The 17,859-nt window shown below is 62.8% G+C and carries 22 protein-coding genes; 12 read left to right on the top strand and 10 right to left on the bottom strand.

Annotated elements, in window-relative coordinates:
- Window position 1: 1 nt before the first annotated feature.
- Both AC0L3E_RS08525 and AC0L3E_RS08520 read left to right on the top strand, forming a co-directional pair.
- Window positions 2-856, top strand: coding sequence for a lytic transglycosylase domain-containing protein (locus AC0L3E_RS08525; protein WP_127267513.1), 855 nt, complete (start codon window positions 2-4; stop codon window positions 854-856).
- Window positions 857-1,003: 147 nt separating this feature from the next.
- A complete protein-coding gene (locus AC0L3E_RS08520) occupies window positions 1,004-1,759 on the top strand; it encodes a Stf0 family sulfotransferase (RefSeq protein WP_164898471.1) in 756 nt (251 codons plus the stop codon).
- A 19-nt stretch (window positions 1,760-1,778) separates the two neighbouring features.
- On the opposite strand, the gene AC0L3E_RS08515 is transcribed toward AC0L3E_RS08520, so the two are convergent.
- The 3 genes from AC0L3E_RS08515 to AC0L3E_RS08505 form a co-directional block, all read right to left on the bottom strand.
- Window positions 1,779-4,118 (bottom strand): response regulator, encoded by a 2,340-nt coding sequence (locus tag AC0L3E_RS08515; protein WP_473604605.1) that lies wholly within the window; start codon window positions 4,116-4,118, stop codon window positions 1,779-1,781.
- A 114-nt stretch (window positions 4,119-4,232) separates the two neighbouring features.
- Complete coding sequence (locus tag AC0L3E_RS08510) at window positions 4,233-5,039, bottom strand: class I SAM-dependent methyltransferase (protein ID WP_473604604.1); 807 nt, start codon at window positions 5,037-5,039, stop codon at window positions 4,233-4,235.
- A 160-nt stretch (window positions 5,040-5,199) separates the two neighbouring features.
- Window positions 5,200-6,117, bottom strand: coding sequence for a polyprenyl synthetase family protein (locus AC0L3E_RS08505; protein WP_473604603.1), 918 nt, complete (start codon window positions 6,115-6,117; stop codon window positions 5,200-5,202).
- Window positions 6,118-6,339: 222 nt separating this feature from the next.
- On the opposite strand from AC0L3E_RS08505, the gene AC0L3E_RS08500 reads away from it, so the two are divergent.
- The 3 genes from AC0L3E_RS08500 (at window position 6,340) to AC0L3E_RS08490 (ending at window position 8,059) form a co-directional block, all read left to right on the top strand.
- A complete protein-coding gene (locus AC0L3E_RS08500) occupies window positions 6,340-7,101 on the top strand; it encodes a transglycosylase domain-containing protein (protein WP_127271462.1) in 762 nt (253 codons plus the stop codon).
- Between the two features lie 140 nt (window positions 7,102-7,241).
- Window positions 7,242-7,424 (top strand): 50S ribosomal protein L32, encoded by a 183-nt coding sequence (rpmF, locus tag AC0L3E_RS08495; RefSeq protein WP_008834724.1) that lies wholly within the window; start codon window positions 7,242-7,244, stop codon window positions 7,422-7,424.
- A gap of 233 nt (window positions 7,425-7,657) precedes the next feature.
- Window positions 7,658-8,059: a hypothetical protein gene (locus tag AC0L3E_RS08490; RefSeq protein ID WP_127296853.1), complete on the top strand. Its 402-nt coding sequence runs from the start codon at window positions 7,658-7,660 to the stop codon at window positions 8,057-8,059.
- A 19-nt stretch (window positions 8,060-8,078) separates the two neighbouring features.
- Here AC0L3E_RS08490 and AC0L3E_RS08485 read toward each other — a convergent pair whose 3' ends face one another.
- From AC0L3E_RS08485 to AC0L3E_RS08475, 3 genes are all read right to left on the bottom strand, one after another.
- Window positions 8,079-8,510, bottom strand: coding sequence for a GlcG/HbpS family heme-binding protein (locus AC0L3E_RS08485; protein WP_473604602.1), 432 nt, complete (start codon window positions 8,508-8,510; stop codon window positions 8,079-8,081).
- A 156-nt stretch (window positions 8,511-8,666) separates the two neighbouring features.
- A complete protein-coding gene (locus AC0L3E_RS08480) occupies window positions 8,667-8,900 on the bottom strand; it encodes a hypothetical protein (RefSeq protein WP_027037125.1) in 234 nt (77 codons plus the stop codon).
- A 77-nt stretch (window positions 8,901-8,977) separates the two neighbouring features.
- Entirely contained in the window at window positions 8,978-9,499 is a 522-nt protein-coding gene (locus AC0L3E_RS08475; RefSeq protein WP_473604601.1) for a winged helix-turn-helix transcriptional regulator, read from the bottom strand.
- A gap of 100 nt (window positions 9,500-9,599) precedes the next feature.
- On the opposite strand from AC0L3E_RS08475, the gene AC0L3E_RS08470 reads away from it, so the two are divergent.
- Together AC0L3E_RS08470 and AC0L3E_RS08465 are read left to right on the top strand one after the other, a co-directional pair.
- Window positions 9,600-10,436, top strand: coding sequence for an alpha/beta fold hydrolase (locus tag AC0L3E_RS08470; protein ID WP_473604600.1), 837 nt, complete (start codon window positions 9,600-9,602; stop codon window positions 10,434-10,436).
- Between the two features lie 96 nt (window positions 10,437-10,532).
- Window positions 10,533-11,189 (top strand): glutathione S-transferase family protein, encoded by a 657-nt coding sequence (locus AC0L3E_RS08465; RefSeq protein WP_473604599.1) that lies wholly within the window; start codon window positions 10,533-10,535, stop codon window positions 11,187-11,189.
- Between the two features lie 6 nt (window positions 11,190-11,195).
- On the opposite strand, the gene AC0L3E_RS08460 is transcribed toward AC0L3E_RS08465, so the two are convergent.
- Genes AC0L3E_RS08460 through AC0L3E_RS08450 form a run of 3 tightly spaced genes read right to left on the bottom strand, consistent with a single transcriptional unit; the run spans window position 11,196 to window position 13,023 of the window.
- On the bottom strand, window positions 11,196-11,459 hold the full coding sequence (locus AC0L3E_RS08460; RefSeq protein WP_013529232.1) for an ArsR/SmtB family transcription factor: 264 nt from the start codon (window positions 11,457-11,459) through the stop codon (window positions 11,196-11,198).
- A 32-nt stretch (window positions 11,460-11,491) separates the two neighbouring features.
- Window positions 11,492-12,823: an MFS transporter gene (locus tag AC0L3E_RS08455; RefSeq protein WP_329608556.1), complete on the bottom strand. Its 1,332-nt coding sequence runs from the start codon at window positions 12,821-12,823 to the stop codon at window positions 11,492-11,494.
- Window positions 12,824-12,828: 5 nt separating this feature from the next.
- Window positions 12,829-13,023 (bottom strand): DUF1192 domain-containing protein, encoded by a 195-nt coding sequence (locus tag AC0L3E_RS08450; RefSeq protein ID WP_023810953.1) that lies wholly within the window; start codon window positions 13,021-13,023, stop codon window positions 12,829-12,831.
- Between the two features lie 123 nt (window positions 13,024-13,146).
- Here AC0L3E_RS08450 and AC0L3E_RS08445 point away from each other — a divergent pair, with 123 nt between their 5' ends.
- The 5 genes from AC0L3E_RS08445 (at window position 13,147) to AC0L3E_RS08425 (ending at window position 17,198) form a co-directional block, all read left to right on the top strand.
- The gene (locus AC0L3E_RS08445) at window positions 13,147-14,157 is read left to right on the top strand and encodes an NAD(P)H-quinone oxidoreductase (RefSeq protein ID WP_128309433.1); all 1,011 of its coding nucleotides are present in this window, start codon (window positions 13,147-13,149) and stop codon (window positions 14,155-14,157) included.
- Between the two features lie 160 nt (window positions 14,158-14,317).
- Window positions 14,318-14,458 (top strand): DUF1127 domain-containing protein, encoded by a 141-nt coding sequence (locus AC0L3E_RS08440; RefSeq protein ID WP_013529236.1) that lies wholly within the window; start codon window positions 14,318-14,320, stop codon window positions 14,456-14,458.
- 267 nt (window positions 14,459-14,725) lie between these two features.
- Window positions 14,726-15,832: a helix-turn-helix transcriptional regulator gene (locus tag AC0L3E_RS08435; RefSeq protein ID WP_473604598.1), complete on the top strand. Its 1,107-nt coding sequence runs from the start codon at window positions 14,726-14,728 to the stop codon at window positions 15,830-15,832.
- On the top strand, window positions 15,829-16,107 hold the full coding sequence (locus AC0L3E_RS08430; RefSeq protein ID WP_127270922.1) for a hypothetical protein: 279 nt from the start codon (window positions 15,829-15,831) through the stop codon (window positions 16,105-16,107). Before AC0L3E_RS08435 ends, AC0L3E_RS08430 begins: the two co-directional genes overlap by 4 nt.
- Window positions 16,104-17,198, top strand: a complete 1,095-nt coding sequence (locus AC0L3E_RS08425; RefSeq protein WP_473604597.1) for a helix-turn-helix transcriptional regulator — start codon at window positions 16,104-16,106, stop codon at window positions 17,196-17,198. The genes AC0L3E_RS08430 and AC0L3E_RS08425 overlap by 4 nt, the downstream gene beginning before the upstream one ends.
- Window positions 17,199-17,222: 24 nt before the next feature.
- Here AC0L3E_RS08425 and AC0L3E_RS08420 read toward each other — a convergent pair whose 3' ends face one another.
- Window positions 17,223-17,840, bottom strand: a complete 618-nt coding sequence (locus tag AC0L3E_RS08420; RefSeq protein ID WP_127271743.1) for a LysE family transporter — start codon at window positions 17,838-17,840, stop codon at window positions 17,223-17,225.
- Window positions 17,841-17,859 lie beyond the last annotated feature (19 nt).

Below are 17,859 nucleotides of genomic sequence, written 5' to 3'. Positions count from 1 at the left end.
GATGCAGCGTTTCCTTTGGGCAGCGCTGATCCTGCTGTACGGGCTGACCTGGTCGACCCTTGTGCAGGCCGATCCGCCGCAATCCGCCAAGCAGCGGCTGATCGACAAGGTCTGCAATCTGATCCAGGCGCATGCCGACCAGAACGGCCTGTCCAGGGATTTCTTCGCCCGGCTGATCTGGAAGGAAAGCCGTTTCGATCCCAACGCCGTCAGTCCGGTCGGTGCCGAAGGCATTGCCCAGTTCATGCCGGGCACCGCCAAGATGCGCGGGCTCGCCAATTCCTTCGACATCAACCAGGCGATTCCGGCTTCGGCCAGATATCTCGCCGAAATGAAAACCGGCTACGGCAATCTCGGCCTGGCCGCCGCCGCCTACAATGCCGGCGAGAGCCGGGTGTCGCGCTGGCTCAGCTCCGGCGGTTTCCTGCCGATGGAAACCGAAAGCTATGTCTTAGACATCATGGGCGAACCAGCCGACAAGTTCACCGACCGGGCCTATGCCGGAAGGGTCGAGCCGCTCGACGCAAAGACGGATTTTGCCGTCGCTTGCCGAAAACTGCCGGTGATCATGTCGCGGACGGTGGCCATGGCTTCGATCAACATAAAGCCATGGGGCATCCAAGTGGCCGGCAATTTTCGCCGCAGCGCCGCGATCAACCAGTGGGTCAGGGTAAGGAGCCGGTTCCCGGCCCTGCTCAACGGGCATGATCCGGTGGTCAGCCGGGTGCGCACGCCGATCGGCCGGCGCGGCATCTACGCGGTCAGGATCGGTGTCGACCGCCGCGCCGATGCCAACGTTATTTGCCAGAAATTGCAAAGTGTCGGTGGGGCGTGCGTGGTGGTGCGCAACCGGTAATTTGGCCGCTGCCGGCATGGTGTTTGTCCGGGAGAGGCATTTAAAAGCGATAGCCGTGACGTCGCATCCAGCAAAGATTTCAGCTATAGCGGCCGCCATCCTTACTGGGCGGCGGCCCTGTCTTTGACGAGCAGCATGGGTCTCAACATGTTCGATGGATACATCATCTGCGGCACGCCGAGGACCGGTAGCACGCTGCTGTGCAAGCTTCTGGCATCCACGAAGACGACTGGCGATCCGCACTCATTCTATCGGCGGCAGGATGTGCTGGAGTGGGCTGAAGAGTGGAAGCTGCCCGATCGCGACACGATGAGTGAGCTCGACTTCAATGTCGCCTATCTCAACGCGGCGATCGCTGCCGGCAAGGGTGGGACCGGCCTCTTCGGCCTTCGCTTGATGCGCGAAAATCTGGATGAACTCTCGGCAACCCTCGACCGGATTTTCCCGAAACTGCCGTCGGACAGAGCGCGTCTTGAAAAGGCCTTTGGCCGCGTCCTCTACATACACCTCTCGCGGGAGAACAAGCTCGCGCAGGCTGTCTCCCTGATCAAGGCGGAGCAGACCGGTCTTTGGCATATCGCTCCCGATGGCACCGAGATCGAAAGGGTCGCACCGCCGAAAGAGCCCCAATATGATTTCGAGCGTATCAAACGAGAGGTCACGGAACTCGAGACCTATGACGCGGCCTGGAACATTTGGTTCGCAGAGCAAGGCATATCCCCGCTGCGCGTCGGCTATGAGCGCCTTTCAGGCAATCCGGCTGCGACGTTGCTAGGCATCTGCGAAGCCCTGGGAGTCCCAGCACCTGACGAGGAGGATGTAAGCCCCGGCGTTGCAAAGCTTGCTGACGCGACAAGCCTCGACTGGATGCGCCGCTATCGTCTGGAGGCTGCCGCCGTCTGACGCATCCTCATGGATGCAGTCAGGCGGTCTTGGCCACGACGGTCTCGCTGAGCCAGGTGCCGATCTTGGTGCCTAGGCGGTCGGGCGAAACGGGCTTCGGCAGATAGTCGTCCATGCCTGAATCGATGCACTTGTCGCGATCGCCCTTCAGCGCGTGTGCGGTGACGCCGATGATCGGGATGTGGGCGCCCGTCGAGACCTCCATCGCCCGGATGGCGCGGGTCGCCTCGTAGCCGTTCATTTCGGGCATCGAAACGTCCATCAGGATCAGCTTGGGGCGCAGCGCCCGGTACATTTCGACCGCCGTGCGGCCATTGCCGGCGATACGGTAGCTCAAGCCCAACCCATTGAGGATCTGGCCGAAGACCAACTGGTTCACGTCATTGTCCTCGGCAATGAGGATGTCGATCGGTCCGTTCGGCGCGGTTGTCGATTCCGGCGCTGCCGCGACCGGCATTGCCGGGCCGCGGATGACGGTGAAGGCGGGCGGCGCTGCCAGGGGAGCCTGCACGATCGGTTCGCGGACGAACCGCGCCTTGCCGACCTGCGAACGGGCCTTCTGAATCACCGAGATGACGGTGCCGAGCAGCACCGCGGAGCGCGCCGGTTTGGTCAGATGCGCGGCAATGCCGAAGTCGATGATCATCTTGCCGAAATCGACCTGGTCGACCGAGGTCAGGATAACGATCGGGATGGCCGACAGGCGGCTGTCGGAAGCAATGGCTCTGGCGACGTCGGCGCCGTTCATGCCCGGCATCTGGTAGTCGAGGATGATGCAGTCGACGGCGGCGCCGAGTTGAAAGGCGCGGTCGAGGAAGGCCAGGCCGACGGCGCCGCTTTCGGCGGCGGCACAGTCGAAGCTCCAGCTTCTGAGCTGCTCGAGCAGGATTTCGCGGTTGACCGGATTGTCGTCGATGACCAGCACGCGCGCGCCGGTGACGTCGACCGGCACGATCTCGTCGCGCGCCGCGGCCTGATGCGCGGGCAGCGGCACAGCGAACCAGAACACGGAGCCACGGCCGATCTCGCTTTCGACGCCGATCTTGCCTGCCATCAGGTCGACGAGGCGGGCGGCGATGGCCAAGCCAAGCCCCGTGCCTTCATGACGGCGGGTGGACGAGCCGTCCACCTGCGCGAATTTTTCGAACACGTTCTGCAGTTTCTCGGCCGGTATGCCGATGCCGGTGTCCTCGACGCGGACCTTGAGCTGGACCACGTCGTTGACGATTTCGCCGCCGACATCGATCAGCACATGACCCTTCTCGGTGAACTTCACGGCATTGCCGAGCAGGTTGGTGATGATCTGCCGGAAGCGGCCGGCGTCGCCGACGACATGGGCCGGCAGGCGCGGGTCGACACGCACGATCAGTTCGAGGTTCTTTTCGGCGACGCGCGCCGAGACCAGCGTCGCCACATCCTCGACCGCCTCGGAAAGGCGGAAGGGAGCAGGGTCGAGAGTGAGTTGCCCGGCATTGATCTTGGAGAAATCGAGGATGTCGTTGATGATGGTGAGCAGCGCGTTGCCGGATTTGACGATGACGTCGGTGAAGGTCTTCTGGCGCGGGGTCAGATCGGTCTTGGCCAGCAGTTCGGCCATGCCGAGCACACCGTTCATCGGCGTGCGGATTTCGTGGCTCATATTGGCCAGGAATTCCGATTTGGCGCGGTCGGCGGCCTCGGCCTTGAACAGGGATTCGGCGGATTCGGCAAAGGCGCGGCGGATTGCCACTTCCATCGGGCGGAAGATCCAGAAGGCGACGATGGCAAGTGCCGCGAACAGGATGCCGCTCGCCCACAGCAGCAGCCTGTCGCTTGAGGCATCGGCCAGGTGGCGCTCATCATCCATGGCGGTGCGGACGCGGACCAGCATCGGCTGGGCGAACAGGTCGTTCTGGTTGCGGATTTCGCGATAGCTCCACTCGTCGACCTTTTGCGCCATCGACATCAGGTTGAAATTGCGCACCATGTCGCGCGGCGACCAGAACAGATCGCCGTTGACGGAAGCGGACTGGAGTTCGTTGACGGTCTTGATCGACAGCCGTGGCTTGATCGCCGCAAGCTGGGCGGTCAGCGTCTCGATCTCGCCGGTCAGGCGCTCCGAATGGCCGCGCGCCGATGTGGTCAGGGCATCGCGTGTCTCCGCCCGCCAGGCGGTGCCGGTGGTCTCGGCGAAGCTGGTCGCGTTGCGCAGGTCGCGGGTGAAGATGACGAGGTTGCTGCTCAGCGCATCGATGTCGCGGCGAAAGGAATTGACGCGGTCAAGCGCAATCACGATGCCGGCGGAAGCCAGCGCGAAGATCAGCAACCCTGAAATATAGCGGATCCGGATCGACCGGATGAAGGACGAATATTCAGGCATGCGCAACCCCAACACATACGCACCATTTTAATGGCCGGGATTACGCTTCATTTACATTAAAATTTCGTTCGTGCGGGCAGGCAGGCCATGCGAACCGCCGGATGGACAGCACGCCTAGGCCGCTTCCACGACGAGGGCGCGGATGCGGCCACGCACCGGACCTTCCCCGAACCGTTTCCCAAGGGCATTCGCCACGTATCGCGTCGCCTCCTCCAGCGAGCCGCCGCGCGCCTCGATCTCAGCCCGCAGGGGTGTGCCCTGGCAATAGGCCGTGGCCGCCTCATATGGCGACGAAGCGGCGCTGACGGCATCCAGCGGCTCTATGGTGATGTTACCGAAGCCGGCGGCATGAAGGTCGGCGCGGATGACGTCCGCATCGTGATAGCCGTGCGGCGTCCTCGCCATGAAGCGCGGCGGATCGGCCGGGAAAAAATGGCCGAGCGCCCGCGTCACTTCCTCGGCGAACTCGTTGTCTTCGATGGCACTCCAGACGTTGAACAGGAAGTGCCCGCCCGGCCGCATCACCCGCCGCGCTTGGCTGTAGGCGCCCACCCGATCGGGGAAGAACATCGCGCCAAACTGGCAAACCACGGCGTCGAACTCTGCGTCCTCGAAGGGCAGCGCCTGGGCGTCGGCCTGCCGCCAGGTGATCCGAGGATCGTCCGCCATCCGCGTGCGTGCGTGGTCGAGCATGGGCTGGTTGAGGTCGGTGACCACGATGCGGGCTTGCGCCGGCAACTTTGCTGCCATCGCACGTGTCACCACACCGGTGCCCGCCGCCACTTCGAGCACCGATTGCGGCCCGAGCTTCGACACCCGCTCCGCCAGATCCCGTGCATATGGCTCGAAGATCAGCGGCACCATCGCTCGATCGTAGACCTCGGCAATGGAACCGCTGAACAGCTTGTCGGTGGTCGACATGGCACCCCTCCAACTCTACCCGCACCGCGTGCGTGCCGTGCGGATGGCAAAGCGATGTCGATCCTCTGCCTCGGCAGGCTTCCGCTCAAGTTCTATTTCTGAATTGGCCGGCGGAGGACGAGCGAGCTTGGGTCAGCTCGATATCTCGGTTGGCGCAACCTCAACTGGTGCGGGTCGCCACGAACGTCGCCGCTTCTTTCAACAATTGGGCATCGTCGCCAAAGGGCTCAAGCAGCGCATGCGCCTGTTGGACGAGGCCGTGCAACTGGCCGCGCGCCCAATTCGCACCATGCAAGGCCACCAGCGTCGCCTTGCCGGCGGCGGCGTCCTTGCCGGTCGCCTTGCCCATCTGGCTGGCATCGGCGGTTAAATCGAGCAGGTCGTCGGCAAGCTGGAAGGCAAGACCGATCGCCGAGCCGAATTCGGCCAGCCGCTCGCGGTCGTCGGCCGGAGCGCCGGCGATGAGGGCACCTGCCTCGCAGGCAAATCGGATCAATGCGCCGGTCTTCATCGCCTGCAGCCGGATGATGCCGGCCTCGTCCGGCGGCGTCTGTTCGGCTTCGAGGTCGAGCTTCTGGCCGCCGACCATGCCGCCGGGTCCGGCGGCGCGGGCCAGCGCCAGCACCAGGGCCGCCCGCCGCTCCGCCGGCAGGGCGGTCGCCTCGCCGGCAATGATGTCGAAAGCAAGCGTCAGCAAGGCATCGCCAGCCAGGATAGCGGTCGCCTCGTCGAAGGCCTTGTGCACGGTCGGCTGGCCACGGCGCAGATCATCGTCGTCCATGGCGGGCAGATCGTCGTGTATCAGCGAATAGCAATGTACGCATTCAAGTGCGGCGGCGACACGCAGTGCCGCCTCGCCATCGGCGGAAAAAAGGGCCGCACTTTCCATGACCAGGAAGGGCCGCAGACGCTTGCCGCCGTTCAGCACGCCGTGCCGCATCGCCGCCATCAAACGCTCAGGCCGCGCGATCTCGCCCGAAAGCGCACGGTCGTCGAGCAGCCGCCGCAGCAGCACCTCGACGGCGGCCGCCCGTCTGATCAGCGCCATTTCGAACGCCATCTGGTCGTCATTCGTCATGGTCGGGACCGGTAGCCGACACTCAGACGTTGCGCAAGAAGGCAAGCGCCATTATGCCGGAGCAGTAAGAGCCCGTTTGGAAACTCTACTCCTGCGGTCATCTGAGGGCGTTTTCTGCGCTGCCGGTGCTTGTGTACTCCAATGTACGCTCCGCTCCGGTTCTCGAAAACACCGTCACATGACTCACAGGAGCGCGTTTCAAAACGAGCTCTCTGGCACGGGTTGGGCGGCTTGGCGGAACCGATCGTCGATCATGAAACCGAAAAGCTGGACATGGCGACGAGATCGCGGGGCGTAAATCGCCGCGGTCTCAAACGCTGGGTCCGGCGCGGCATCGTCGTGGCCGCGGTGCTGGCTTTGATTCCGGTCGTGCTGACGTTTCTGTACCTGCCGTTCTTCGTGCATCCTGTCTCGACGCTGATGTTGAAGGACCTGGCGACCTTCTCCGGTTACGACCGCCGCTGGGTGTCGATCGACGATGTGTCGCCTGTGCTGGCCAATTCCGTCATCATGTCGGAGGACGGGCAGTTCTGCTTTCATCGTGGCGTCGATCTCGGCGAGCTGAGAGGCGTCGTCGACGACGCGTTGGCCGGCGAAGCGACGCGCGGTGCCTCGACCATCACCATGCAGACGGTCAAGAACCTGTTTCTGTGGTCGCGGCCGCTGGGCTCGGTGCGCAAGGTGGTCGAACTGCCGCTGGCCGTCTATTTCGATGCGGTGATGTCGAAACGGCGCATCATGGAAATCTATCTCAACATCGCCGAGTGGGGGCCGGGCATCTACGGCATCGAGGCCGCGGCACAGCACCATTTTGGCGTTTCGGCAAAACAGCTGTCGCGACGGCAGGCCGCCTTGCTTGCGGTCTCCTTGCCAAATCCGATCGCCCGTAATCCGGCCAAGCCCGGGCCTGGCCTGAGGCGGCTTGCCAATCTGATCGAGCGGCGCGCCGGCCGCTCAGGCGCCTATGTCGGTTGTCTCCGCTAGCCGATCCAAAAAAATTCGCGCCAGTGCTGGCCAAAACGGCACAGGGCGTGTATAGGCACCCGACTTTCTCAGATTTAGGCCCCGACATGGCCCTTTCACGAGGGCGGGCGGGGCTTTTGACCATGTAGTGGAGCATATCCATGGCCGTTCCGAAACGTAAAACCTCTCCGTCCAAGCGCGGCATGCGCCGCTCGGCCGACGCCCTCAAGGCCCCGACCTATGTCGAGGACAAGAATTCCGGCGAAATGCGCCGTCCGCACCATATCGACCTGAAGACCGGCATGTATCGCGGTCGCCAGGTGTTGACGCCCAAGGAAAGCTGAGAGCAGCCTTTCCAAAGGTTTGAATTCCAAAAGGACCGGCCGGTGGCCGGTCCTTTTGCGTTTGGGGGCCGGGTAGCGCGCATCTCGAAGCATGGGCGACAACCGTTGCAGGCAACCGGCTGACACGGTTGTTGCGTGCGGTCTTCGACCGTGTTCAACGCTGATAGCGAAACATCTTGACGACGTGGCTGTGGCGCATTCTACAAAGGATTGCCCCCACATGGAGACGCCAGATGTTCGGTGCCATTCCGCTGCTGATCGTGCCTTTCGTGCTCTACAATCTCGGACTGCTGGGAATATTCGGCAGCGGTGACGATCCGTGGGCAAGCGAGGTCTTCTCATTCAGCATGATGTCGGGCGGCGTGTTCTCGATGACGCTGGGCGACCTGATGATACTGATCGGGCTGATCTTCCTGTTCCTAGAAATGGCGAAGTCGGTGCGCACGACCAATGCGTCGATCATGGACCACCTTCTGTCGACGCTGGTGTTCGTGGCTTTCCTGGTCGAATTCCTGCTGGTGAAGGGCGCCGCCCATTCCGTCTTCTTCACGCTGATGGTCATCGCGCTGTTCGATGTGCTGGCCGGATTCGCGGTGTCGATGCGGTCGGCCAGCCGGGACATCAATTTGAATTAGTTAGAGCCGGCGCTGACGCTCAGCCCGGATCGGCGGTGAAACCGGCGGCCTCGATGCCGGCGATTGCCGCGGCTTCGTCATTGTCCGACGTGTCGCCTGAAATGCCGACGGCACCGATGACGGCGCCGGCCTTGTCGCGGATCAGCACGCCGCCGACCACCGGCAGCACGCGTCCGCCCGAGACGTCCGAGATGCCGGCGACGAGGTGCGGGCGCTCCTTGGCGAAAGCCTCGACTTTGCGCGAGCCCATGCCGATGGCGAGCGCACCATAGGCCTTGCCGGCCGACATTTGCGGGCGCAGGAACGAGGCGCCGTCCTGGCGCTGGAAGGCGACCAGATGGCCACCGGCGTCGAGCACCGAGACGCCAAGCGGCCTGAGCTTGAGATCGGAGCCCTTGGCAAAGGCGGCATCGATGATTTGCCTGGCTTTTTCGAGCGGCAGTGCGGTCATGGCAGTCTCCTGTCTGAAACGCGTCGATCATCGACCGTCGACGGGCGAGATAAAATCCCGGTTTCGGTTGAAATTGCTTCGCGTGAAGAGGTGGGATGGAAAGCGGCCTTCGCCGACACCATCCGGATAGTGCTTGTGCGGCTTCAGGCGTGGCTGTTATTTTTTCTTGGCGCGGGCCGGCTTCTTGGCAGGTTCCGCCGGCGCGTTGGCGAGGTCTTCGGCTTCCTTGGCGAGACGCAGCGCCCGCAGCTTGTTGGTCTTGGCCTGGCGGGCGTCGCTCTCGGCGACGTATTCGGCCATCGCCTTCTGGCGGACGGTTGCCGCCTCTTCCTGCTTCTTGAAGCGCAGGTCGGCGCGTGCGCGGGCAGCATCCCGAGAGTTCTCAACCAAGACCTTATCCAATCCCGTGAATTGTGATTTTCCGCTTCTTCTAGCAGAGCCGGCCCCAAAACGGGAAAATAAGTTGGTCAAGCGGCAGAGTCGGCGGCGAGAGCCTTGCTGGCAACCAGGGCTTCATAGGCGGCCTGCAAGGTCGCGCGGACAGAAGGACCCGTTGCGGTATCGAGCGGCATGCCGAGATGTTCATGGCGCAACTCGTCCATGAATTTGTCCCACATCGGCTGTCCGCCCTTTTCCAGAAGTTCGGCGCGGATCGACAGTTCGTCGCTGACCGGCAGCCAGACGCGGCCCCAGGCGCCGAGATGGGCCAGGATCGGCACCAGCGTGATCGCCATTTCGGTCAGGCTGTAGATCGCCTTCTGCTTGTGCGAGGGGTCGTCGGCCTTGGTCAGCATGCCCAGTTCCATCAGCCGCTTCAGCCGGTCGGCAAGGATGTTGGAGGCGATGCCTTCCATCGATCGGTTGAGCAGCTCGCGAAAATGGCGCCTGCCGCCGAAGATCATGTCGCGAAGGATGATCAGGCTCCAGCGATCGCCGAACACTTCCAGCGACAGGTTGATCGGACACCCGGACCGGCGATCCATGCTCATGAGATTTTTTCTCCAAAACCGGTTGCATTATCTTATCGGTTTTATTATCGTGCAACCGATTGCAAAATGCAATCAGTATTGCAAGAGAGGAGGCCGTACCGTGACGACGACCGAACGCCCCGAAATCATATCCGAAACCTTTGGCGATCCGGCGAACCCGCCGCTGTTGCTGATCATGGGAGCGATGGCCTCGATGCTGTGGTGGCCGGAGGCGTTTTGCCGGAAACTGGCCGGTGCCGGCCTGTTCGTGATCCGCTACGACAATCGCGATACCGGGCGTTCGACCAAATACAAGCCGGGAGAGCCGCCCTACACGTTCGATGATATGGCCGACGATGCAATGCGCGTTCTCGACGACCACGGTATCGGCAAGGCGAATGTCGTCGGCATGTCGATGGGCGGCATGATCGCGCAGCTTGTGGCGTTGAAACACCCGTCCCGTGTCGTTTCTCTGACTGTGATCAGCAGTTCGCCGGTGGGAATCGACACATCCGGCCTTCCCGGGACCACCGAAGCCTACATGGAACACTCGGCCGAGGGCGCCAAAGTCGATTGGTCGGACCGTGGCCAGGTCGTCGATTTCATCGTCAGGGATGCGCGGGCGATTGCCAGCGCCACGCATCCCTTCGACGAGGCCCGGATGCGGGCCTTTGTCGAGCAGGATTACGACCGGTCCGGCGGCTTGCTGAGCGCGACCAACCATTTCATGCTCAAGGGCGGCGACGCCTGGAAGGGCCGCCTGCACGAGATCGCGTCGCCGCTGCTGGTCATCCACGGCACGGCTGATCCGATCTTTCCGGTCGAGCATGGCGAGGCGCTGGCCGAGGCCGTCACCGGGGCGAAAATTCTCCGGATCGGAGGCGGCGGCCATGAGCTGCACCCGGACGACTGGGCCGAGATATCCGCAGCAATCATCACGCATGTCCAAGCCGGTTGAGGCAGCCTAGGCTGGCTGAGCCAATGCCTTCGTGTTCAAATCCGGCATGCTGCACGGCAGCGGCCACCGACAATCCACGAAACAGGCGAGCGAAAAATGTCCCTGACGCTTCATTTTCATCCGTTGGCCTCCTTCTGCTGGAAGCCGTTGATCGCGCTGTACGAGAACGCGACGCCGTTCACGCCTGTCATCGTCGACCTTGGCGACATCCAGTCGCGCGCGGCCTTCCTGAAGGTTTCGCCGGCCGGCAAGATGCCGGCGCTGCACGACGATTCGCGCGACTGCACGGTGCTGGAATCGACCATCGTTGTCGAATATCTGGCCGCGCATTATCCGGGGCCGGTTGACCTCGTTCCCGCCGACATCGACCTGGCGCTGGCCGTCCGCCAGGCCGACCGCTTCTATGATTTCTATGTGCAGGAGCCGATGCAGAAGATCGTTGGCGACCGGTTGCGGCCACAGGACAAGACCGACCCGTTCGGCGTCGAGCAGGCCCGCGCCCAGCTTCGAAATTCCTATGCCATCATCGAACAAGACATGCAGTCGAAGATCTGGGCGATGGGCGACACCTTCACCATGGCCGATTGCGCAGCGTCCCCGGCGCTGTTCTATGCCAACAAGGTCGAGCCGTTCGGCGACAAGTATCCGACCGTGAAACGCTACCATGACCGGCTGCTGCAGCGCTCCGCCTTCGCCCGGGTGATCGAGGAGGCGCAGCCCTACTTCAAGTTCTTCCCCTACAACAACGGTTGATCGGGGTTAGGCTTCCCAGAACTGATCGAGCCAGATGTTGAGTTTGAGGAAGCCGGTGCCGCTTACCGTATAGACGCGCCTTGTTCCTTCCGGCTTGGCGTGGACCAGGCCGGCATCGAGCAGCACTTTCAGATGTTGCGACACAGCCGGGCGCGAGACCGGCAAGCCGGCGGCCAGTTCGGTGACGGTTTTCGGGCCGCGGCGAAGTTCTTCCAGAAGATGGCGCCGATTGGGATCGGCAATCGCCATGAAGGCGTCGGAAAACATCATGCCTGTATTAGTGAGGCAAAGCCTTTCGAATCTCAACCGTCTGCTTCTGCTTTTCTTCTGGGATCGAGCCGCAATGCTTCCGGGGTGACCGAACGGTCGGCCGGCTGCGTCTTGAAGGCATCACGATCGCCGATCGGCACCGGCGCGCGGCGGCTGATGCGCAGCAGCGTGTAGCCCGCCAGGCAGAGATGCGCCAAGGCGGTCGCCAGGAACAGACCTTCCGGGCGCATCCAGCCCATCAAAGCGGCGGCGAGCAAGGGTCCAATCATCGTGCCGAAGCCGTAGAGCAGCAACAGCCCGCCAGATACCTTGACGAAATCCTCCGAGCGCGCGTGGTCGTTGGCATGCGCCACGGCAATCGAATAGAGCGTGTAGGCGAAGGCGCCATAGGCGGCAGTGAAGACGATGACGAAGACGCCGGAGCGCGGCTCGAACAGAAAGATCAAGAGCGCGAACAGAGCCCCGCCGAAAGCCGCTCCCGCCAGCACGAAACGCCGGTCGGTCTTGTCGGAGAGACGCCCGGCCGGAAGCTGCATGGCGGCACCGGCAACGACCACAAGGCTCATCATCAGGGCGATCTCGGCCGTGGAAATGCCGATGCGGGCGCCATAGACGGCGCCAAGCGTGCCCCAGGCGCCGTTGGCGATGCCGATCAACACGCAAGCGACCGCCGACACCGGCGAATTGGCATAAAGGCCTCTGACATCAAGTGAGACATCCTGCAGCGGCTTGGGGTGAGAGGCGGTCGAGACCGCCGTCGGAATGAGCGATAGGCAAAACAGGATGCCGGTGATCATGAACAGCGATGCGGACTTCACGTCGCCGCCGGCGACGATCATCTGCCCGCCCATGATCGAGGCATAAGTGACCATCATGTAGAGGCCGAAGACGGTGCCGCGGTTCTCGTTGGTGGCCTTCTCGTTCAGCCAGCTTTCGATGACCATGAAGGCACCGGCCATGGTGAAGCCGGTGAAGGCGCGCAGCAGGATCCAGACATATTCGTCGATGATCAGCCCGGTCAGTAGCGCCACGATGGCGCCGGATGCGGCAAAGGCGCCAAAGGCGCGAACGTGGCCTGCGCGGCGCACGATGCGCGGTGCGAAGAAGCAGCCGGTGACGAAGCCGCCGGCCCATGCCGTGCCCATCAGGCCGAGCGATGCGGTCGAGAAACCTTCCAGTTGACCGCGCAGGGGCAAGAGCAGTCCATGCAATCCAGATGCCGCGAGCAGGAAAGCGGTGCCGCGAAGCAGCGAGAGGATCGGTCGGTAGGTTGCGAACATTGTTTGATCCGGCTCAGGTTTGGCGGGGACGCTGGGTCTGAAGACAGCCGCATTCGGGCTTTTCGGCGGCGGGCTTTGCGCCAGCGCGCCTATCCGCGGCGGAACAGTGCTTCGGCCGCGGATTTGGTGGTGTCCTTGGCCTTGAGTTCGGCTTCCAGGCGGGCAATTTCGTCGCGCAGGATACCGATCCGCTCGGTCAAGTCGCTGACGGAAAGCAGTGACAGGTCCTGCCCGATCTCGTGCGGGCGTGCCTTCTTCTTGGGTTCGTCGTCGAAGATCGCCATCGTCGCTCCTCCTCCGCCAAGACCAGATTGGCCATTTGCCTGATTTGGCAATCAGCATACATAGGGCAGGGGCGTCGATGCAAACAGCCGATCGGACAACGGCGAGGAAAGACGGGAAATCTCATGGCGAGCGGACAGAAAATTCCGGCAAGGATGACGGCCATCGCGATCTCGGAGCCGGGTGGCCCTCGGGTCCTGAAGCCGGAAACACGCGACGTGCCGCAGCCCGGCCCCGGCGAGATCCTGATCAAGGTGCATGCCGCCGGCGTCAACCGGCCCGATATCCAGCAGCGCAAGGGCGCCTATCCGCCGCCGCCCGGCGCGTCGGACCTGCCGGGCCTCGAGGCGTCGGGCGAAGTGGCGGCCCTTGGCGACGACATATCGCGCTGGCGCATCGGCGACCGCGTCTGCGCGCTGACGCCCGGCGGCGGCTATGCCGAATATGTCAAGGTGCATGCCGGGAGCGTGCTGCCGTTGCCCGCCGGCTTCACCCATACCGAAGCCGCGGCGGTGCCGGAAAACTACTTCACCGTCTGGCACAATGTGTTCGAGCGTGGCGGCCTCAAGAAAGGCGAGACGCTGCTCGTCCATGGCGGCTCGTCCGGCATCGGCACGACGGCGATCCAGCTTGCCTCGGCCTTCGGCGCCTATGTCATCACCACCGCCGGCAGCAAGGAGAAATGCGACGCCTGCCTGAAGCTCGGCGCAGACCGGGCGATCAACTATCGCGAGGCGGATTTCGTCGCCGCGGTCAAGGAGGCAACGGACGGCAAGGGCGCCAACGTCATCCTCGACATGGTCGGCGGCGACTATGTGGCGCGCAACTATGAGGCCGCTGCGGTCGAGGGTCGGATCGTCCAGATCGCCGTGCAGGCCGGCGCTGTCGCAAGCGCGGATTTTTCGAAGGTCATGGTCAAGCGGCTCGTCCACACCGGGTCGACGCTGAGGCCGCGAACCGTCGAGTTCAAGGCGGCGATCGCGGCAGCGTTGGAAGCGCAGGTGTGGCCGTTGCTCGGCACGCGCAAAGTGGCACCGGTGATGGACATGATTTTCCCGCTCAGCGAAGCCTGGCGGGCGCACGAGCGCATGGAAGACGGCGAGCATATCGGCAAGATCGTGCTCGACGTAGGCTGACAGCGAGCGAGGTCAGCGACTCACTGCCTACAAGATGAACAGAAGCTTAATGCTGCAATGCAGCATTTGCATCATTGCTATGCAAAATCAGCCATTCAAGTCCTCATCGATGACGCCTATTTGAGCACCATCGAAACGAACATCATTCTGGAGGACTACCATGAACCCGATCCGCGCTTTCCGTAACTGGCGTATGTACACCGAGACCGTCCGCGAACTGAACCGTCTCAACGCACGTCAGCTCAGCGATCTCGGCATCAACCGCGCCGACATCGAAAAGATCGCCCGCAGGGCTATCTAAAGCCACGTCTGGTCCGCTCCGGCGGACCAAGCCGTGGAAGCCAGAGCCGCACCAGACGACTTTTGTCGCGGTTCCGAGCCCGCTGGACCCAGTCCGGCGGGTTTTGTCGTTTTGGGGCCGGCAACTGCATGCGGCTCGACAGCAATCTGAGGTTGACCTCAGCTTTCAGCATGGCATTTTGATCTTGCGGGTATCGGTTGGCGTGTGGGAGCGCGTTGACGATCCGAGCCGGCAAGACGCTGACTCTGAAAGAGGCTGTGCGCTCTCATGTTCGATGATCTTACGGACAGGATCTACGAGGCCGCGTTCGTGCCGGATTTGTGGGCGGGTGCTCTCGAAGCGGCCAGCGAGCTTTCGAGTTCGGCTGACGGCGCGATCTTCCTGTTCAGCGACGGCTCCCCTGTTCGCGGCCGGTTGAGTGACGAGCTTCCAGGGCATGGCAATTCCCTTGAAACCGTCCGCTCGCTGTTCGATGAATTCATTGCCGGCGACAGCTGGAAATTCTCCGATGCGATTCAGCGCATGTGCAGCCTGCAACCGGCGAGTTTCGTGCAGGTCGAAGATTTTCTGACTGCCGACGAGCTCGAGCATGATCCGGTACGGATACAATTGAGGGCGGCAGGTATCGGCGCTCACATCTGTTCGGCTGTTGCCATGCCGAGCGGCGAACTGGTTACATTTGTCTTTCAACGCTGGACGCGGGACGGCACCTACGATCAGACGTCGATCGACAGGCTCGACCAGCTTCGCCCGCACTTTTCGCGTGCCGGCCTGGTATCGGCGCGGCTGGGCATGGAGCAGGCCAAAGCGAGCGTCTCGGCGCTCGAGGCCCTTGGTCTGCCGGCGGCGGTAATGACCGCATCGGGACGCGTGCTGACGGCCAATGTGCTGCTGGAAAACATGCCATCCGTTTTCATCGCCGCCGCACATGGCGGCATGGCACTTGCCGACGTATCCGCCAATGAGCTTTTCCGGCAAGCCATTACGCACAATTTGCAAGATCGGGTCGTGCGTTCCATCCCCATTCCAGCCAGGGAGGGCCAACCGGCGCTGGTCATTCATCTCCTGCCGCTGCGCCGTGCCGCGCACGAGATCTTTTCCGGTGCCGACATTCTGGTTGCGGCGACGGCGATGAGCGCCAGCGCCACCGTGCCGTCGCCAAGCCTGCTTGCCGGCCTGTTCGACCTGACGCCCGCCGAAGCGCGGCTGGCGGCCGCCCTCGCGCAAGGGCGGCCGTTGAAGGAGGCAGCGGCAAGCTCCAACGTCACCGTCAAAACCGGCCGCACCTATCTCGAACGGATATTTGCCAAGACCGGGACGCGGCAACAAAGCCAGCTTGTCGCTTTGTTGAAGAGCGCGGAGCCGTTCCGATGAGCGGCGGCCTGATCGAAGCGATTTACGAGGCGGCTTTCGTTCCCGAGCTCTGGCCCGGCACGACCGGTTCCGCCTGCGGAGAGTTCCAACTGATTGTCGCTGATGCAGAACCGCGGCCGTTGAAGGATGCGGCGTCCGATCTGACCATCACCGTGAAAACCGGCTGCACCTATCTTGAGCGGATATTCGCCAAGACAGGAACCCGCCAGCAAAGCCAGCTTGCCGCCTTGGTGAAGAACGCGGAGTTGGTAGCGCAGCCAACGAGGCACAAGTGACTTCCGATCTGGCCGACCGCATCTACGAGGCTGCATTCGTGCCGGAGATGTGGCGCGACGTCCTGGAGCAGTTGAGCAGCGAGTCCAACTCGGCTGCCGCCTCGCTTGTCCTGTTCGATGACCGAGCCCCGCCAAAATTCATCGCGACCGATTTGATCTCGCCAGTGCTGGAGGCTTTCGACGCTGCCAATGGATGGCAGAAGAGCGAGGAGGTGCAACTCCTCTTCTCGATGACCCCGCCTTCGGCTTTTGTCTACGACGCCGATTATTTCCCCGCCGAGGCTCTGGAAAGCAATCACCTGCGCCTCGATCGCACCCGGCCGCTCGGGATTGGCGGACAGATTGGTTCGTTCATCGTCATGCCGACGGGGGAAATGGCACTGTTTTCGACCGAGCGCTGGCGCGACAACGATCGTCCTTCGGCAGACGATCTCGCGCGAATGAACGCGCTGCGGCCGCATCTGGCGCGTGCCAGCCTGATTGCGGCGAGGCTCGGGCTTGAGCGCGCGCAAGGAACAGTTGCGGCAATGGAAAGAATGGGACTGCCGGCTGCTGTCCTTTCATCCAATGGACGCGTGCTGGCCGCCAACCCGCTGCTTGAGGCCATGCCCGCGATGTTCCTGCCGGTCGCCTTCGGCAGCATGGCGATTGGCGATGTGCAAGCAGACCTTTTGTTTCAGCAAGCCATCGCCGCCGTGCGCAGCGAGATCGAACCCTCGGTTCGATCAATCCCGGTACCCGCGCGACAAGACAGGCAGTCGATCATCGTCCATGTCCTGCCGCTGCTCCGTTCGGCGCATGATATCTTTTCGGGGGGCGACATCCTGATCGCCGCGACGGCGGTGAGCGCCAGTTCCATGGTGCCTTCGCCAACCCTGCTTGCCGGCCTGTTCGACCTGACGCCCGCCGAAGCGCGGCTGGCGGCCGCCCTTTCGCAAGGGCGGCCGTTGAAGGAGGCGGCGGCGCGTTCCAACATCACCGTGAAAACCGGCCGCACCTATCTCGAACGGATTTTCGCCAAGACCGGAACCCGCCAGCAAAGCCAGCTCGTGGCGTTGCTGAAGAACGTGGAGCTGCCCAACCGCGGCTGACAAGTGGGCGCATACACCTGTCGCTCAATGTCCAAATGCGGAGAAGCCGAGCGCCACCAGAGTTCCTCCCAATACGATGTCTGCATGCTTTCGAAAACGTGCGTAAAATCGCTGGGCGACCGGTTGGGAAATACAAAGGCCGAGAAGGCCAAACCAGGCGATGGCAATGGCAAAAACCAGCACAGCCAAGGATAGGTGCATTGCCCCGCGCGCATCCAAGTTCAGTGTGGAGGACGCGAAGAACAATGCGGTTGCAGGGTTTGCCACTGCCGTGACAAAGCCCAGCCGAAAGTATCGCGTGATTGGAACGGGCTTCGGCACGTCGAAGCCAACCTTGATCGACAGCGCCCGCCGCATCGAATTCCAACCGATGAAGACCAGCATTGCACCGTAGAGGCTGGCGGCCATCTGGTGTGCGAAGCCCCCTGACGGCAACGCTCCGGCCCCAGTCGCGACGATGGTCGCCAGCGAACTCGCGCCCAAGGCAACACCGGCGGCGGCAGACAGAGCCGTGGCGCGCGAAGCGGTTAACGCGGCCTGCGTGACGACGGCGAAGTTGGCGCCGGGCAGCATTGCCACCAGCGCATAGGAAATGGCGAACGGAAGCAACCCCGCCACCACGGCGTGTCCGGTTTCGAACATCGACTTTCCCCGCATCGGC

The organism is Mesorhizobium sp. WSM4822 (assembly GCF_055811155.1).
Note: the sequence above shows the minus strand (reverse complement) of the source record. Positions and strands in the feature narration are given on the sequence as shown.

Coding starts and splice junctions, on each gene's coding strand:
- AC0L3E_RS08515 (WP_473604605.1), bottom strand. CDS start 4,118: ATGCCTGAATATTCGTCCTTCATCCGGTCGATCCGGATCCGCTATATT.
- AC0L3E_RS08450 (WP_023810953.1), bottom strand. CDS start 13,023: ATGGCGATCTTCGACGACGAACCCAAGAAGAAGGCACGCCCGCACGAG.
- AC0L3E_RS08525 (WP_127267513.1), top strand. CDS start 2: ATGCAGCGTTTCCTTTGGGCAGCGCTGATCCTGCTGTACGGGCTGACC.
- AC0L3E_RS08445 (WP_128309433.1), top strand. CDS start 13,147: ATGGCGAGCGGACAGAAAATTCCGGCAAGGATGACGGCCATCGCGATC.
- AC0L3E_RS08520 (WP_164898471.1), top strand. CDS start 1,004: ATGTTCGATGGATACATCATCTGCGGCACGCCGAGGACCGGTAGCACG.
- AC0L3E_RS08430 (WP_127270922.1), top strand. CDS start 15,829: ATGAGCGGCGGCCTGATCGAAGCGATTTACGAGGCGGCTTTCGTTCCC.
- AC0L3E_RS08465 (WP_473604599.1), top strand. CDS start 10,533: ATGTCCCTGACGCTTCATTTTCATCCGTTGGCCTCCTTCTGCTGGAAG.
- AC0L3E_RS08485 (WP_473604602.1), bottom strand. CDS start 8,510: ATGACCGCACTGCCGCTCGAAAAAGCCAGGCAAATCATCGATGCCGCC.
- AC0L3E_RS08505 (WP_473604603.1), bottom strand. CDS start 6,117: ATGACGAATGACGACCAGATGGCGTTCGAAATGGCGCTGATCAGACGG.
- AC0L3E_RS08440 (WP_013529236.1), top strand. CDS start 14,318: ATGAACCCGATCCGCGCTTTCCGTAACTGGCGTATGTACACCGAGACC.
- AC0L3E_RS08490 (WP_127296853.1), top strand. CDS start 7,658: ATGTTCGGTGCCATTCCGCTGCTGATCGTGCCTTTCGTGCTCTACAAT.
- AC0L3E_RS08510 (WP_473604604.1), bottom strand. CDS start 5,039: ATGTCGACCACCGACAAGCTGTTCAGCGGTTCCATTGCCGAGGTCTAC.
- AC0L3E_RS08420 (WP_127271743.1), bottom strand. CDS start 17,840: ATGTTCGAAACCGGACACGCCGTGGTGGCGGGGTTGCTTCCGTTCGCC.
- AC0L3E_RS08460 (WP_013529232.1), bottom strand. CDS start 11,459: ATGATGTTTTCCGACGCCTTCATGGCGATTGCCGATCCCAATCGGCGC.
- AC0L3E_RS08475 (WP_473604601.1), bottom strand. CDS start 9,499: ATGAGCATGGATCGCCGGTCCGGGTGTCCGATCAACCTGTCGCTGGAA.
- rpmF (WP_008834724.1), top strand. CDS start 7,242: ATGGCCGTTCCGAAACGTAAAACCTCTCCGTCCAAGCGCGGCATGCGC.
- AC0L3E_RS08435 (WP_473604598.1), top strand. CDS start 14,726: ATGTTCGATGATCTTACGGACAGGATCTACGAGGCCGCGTTCGTGCCG.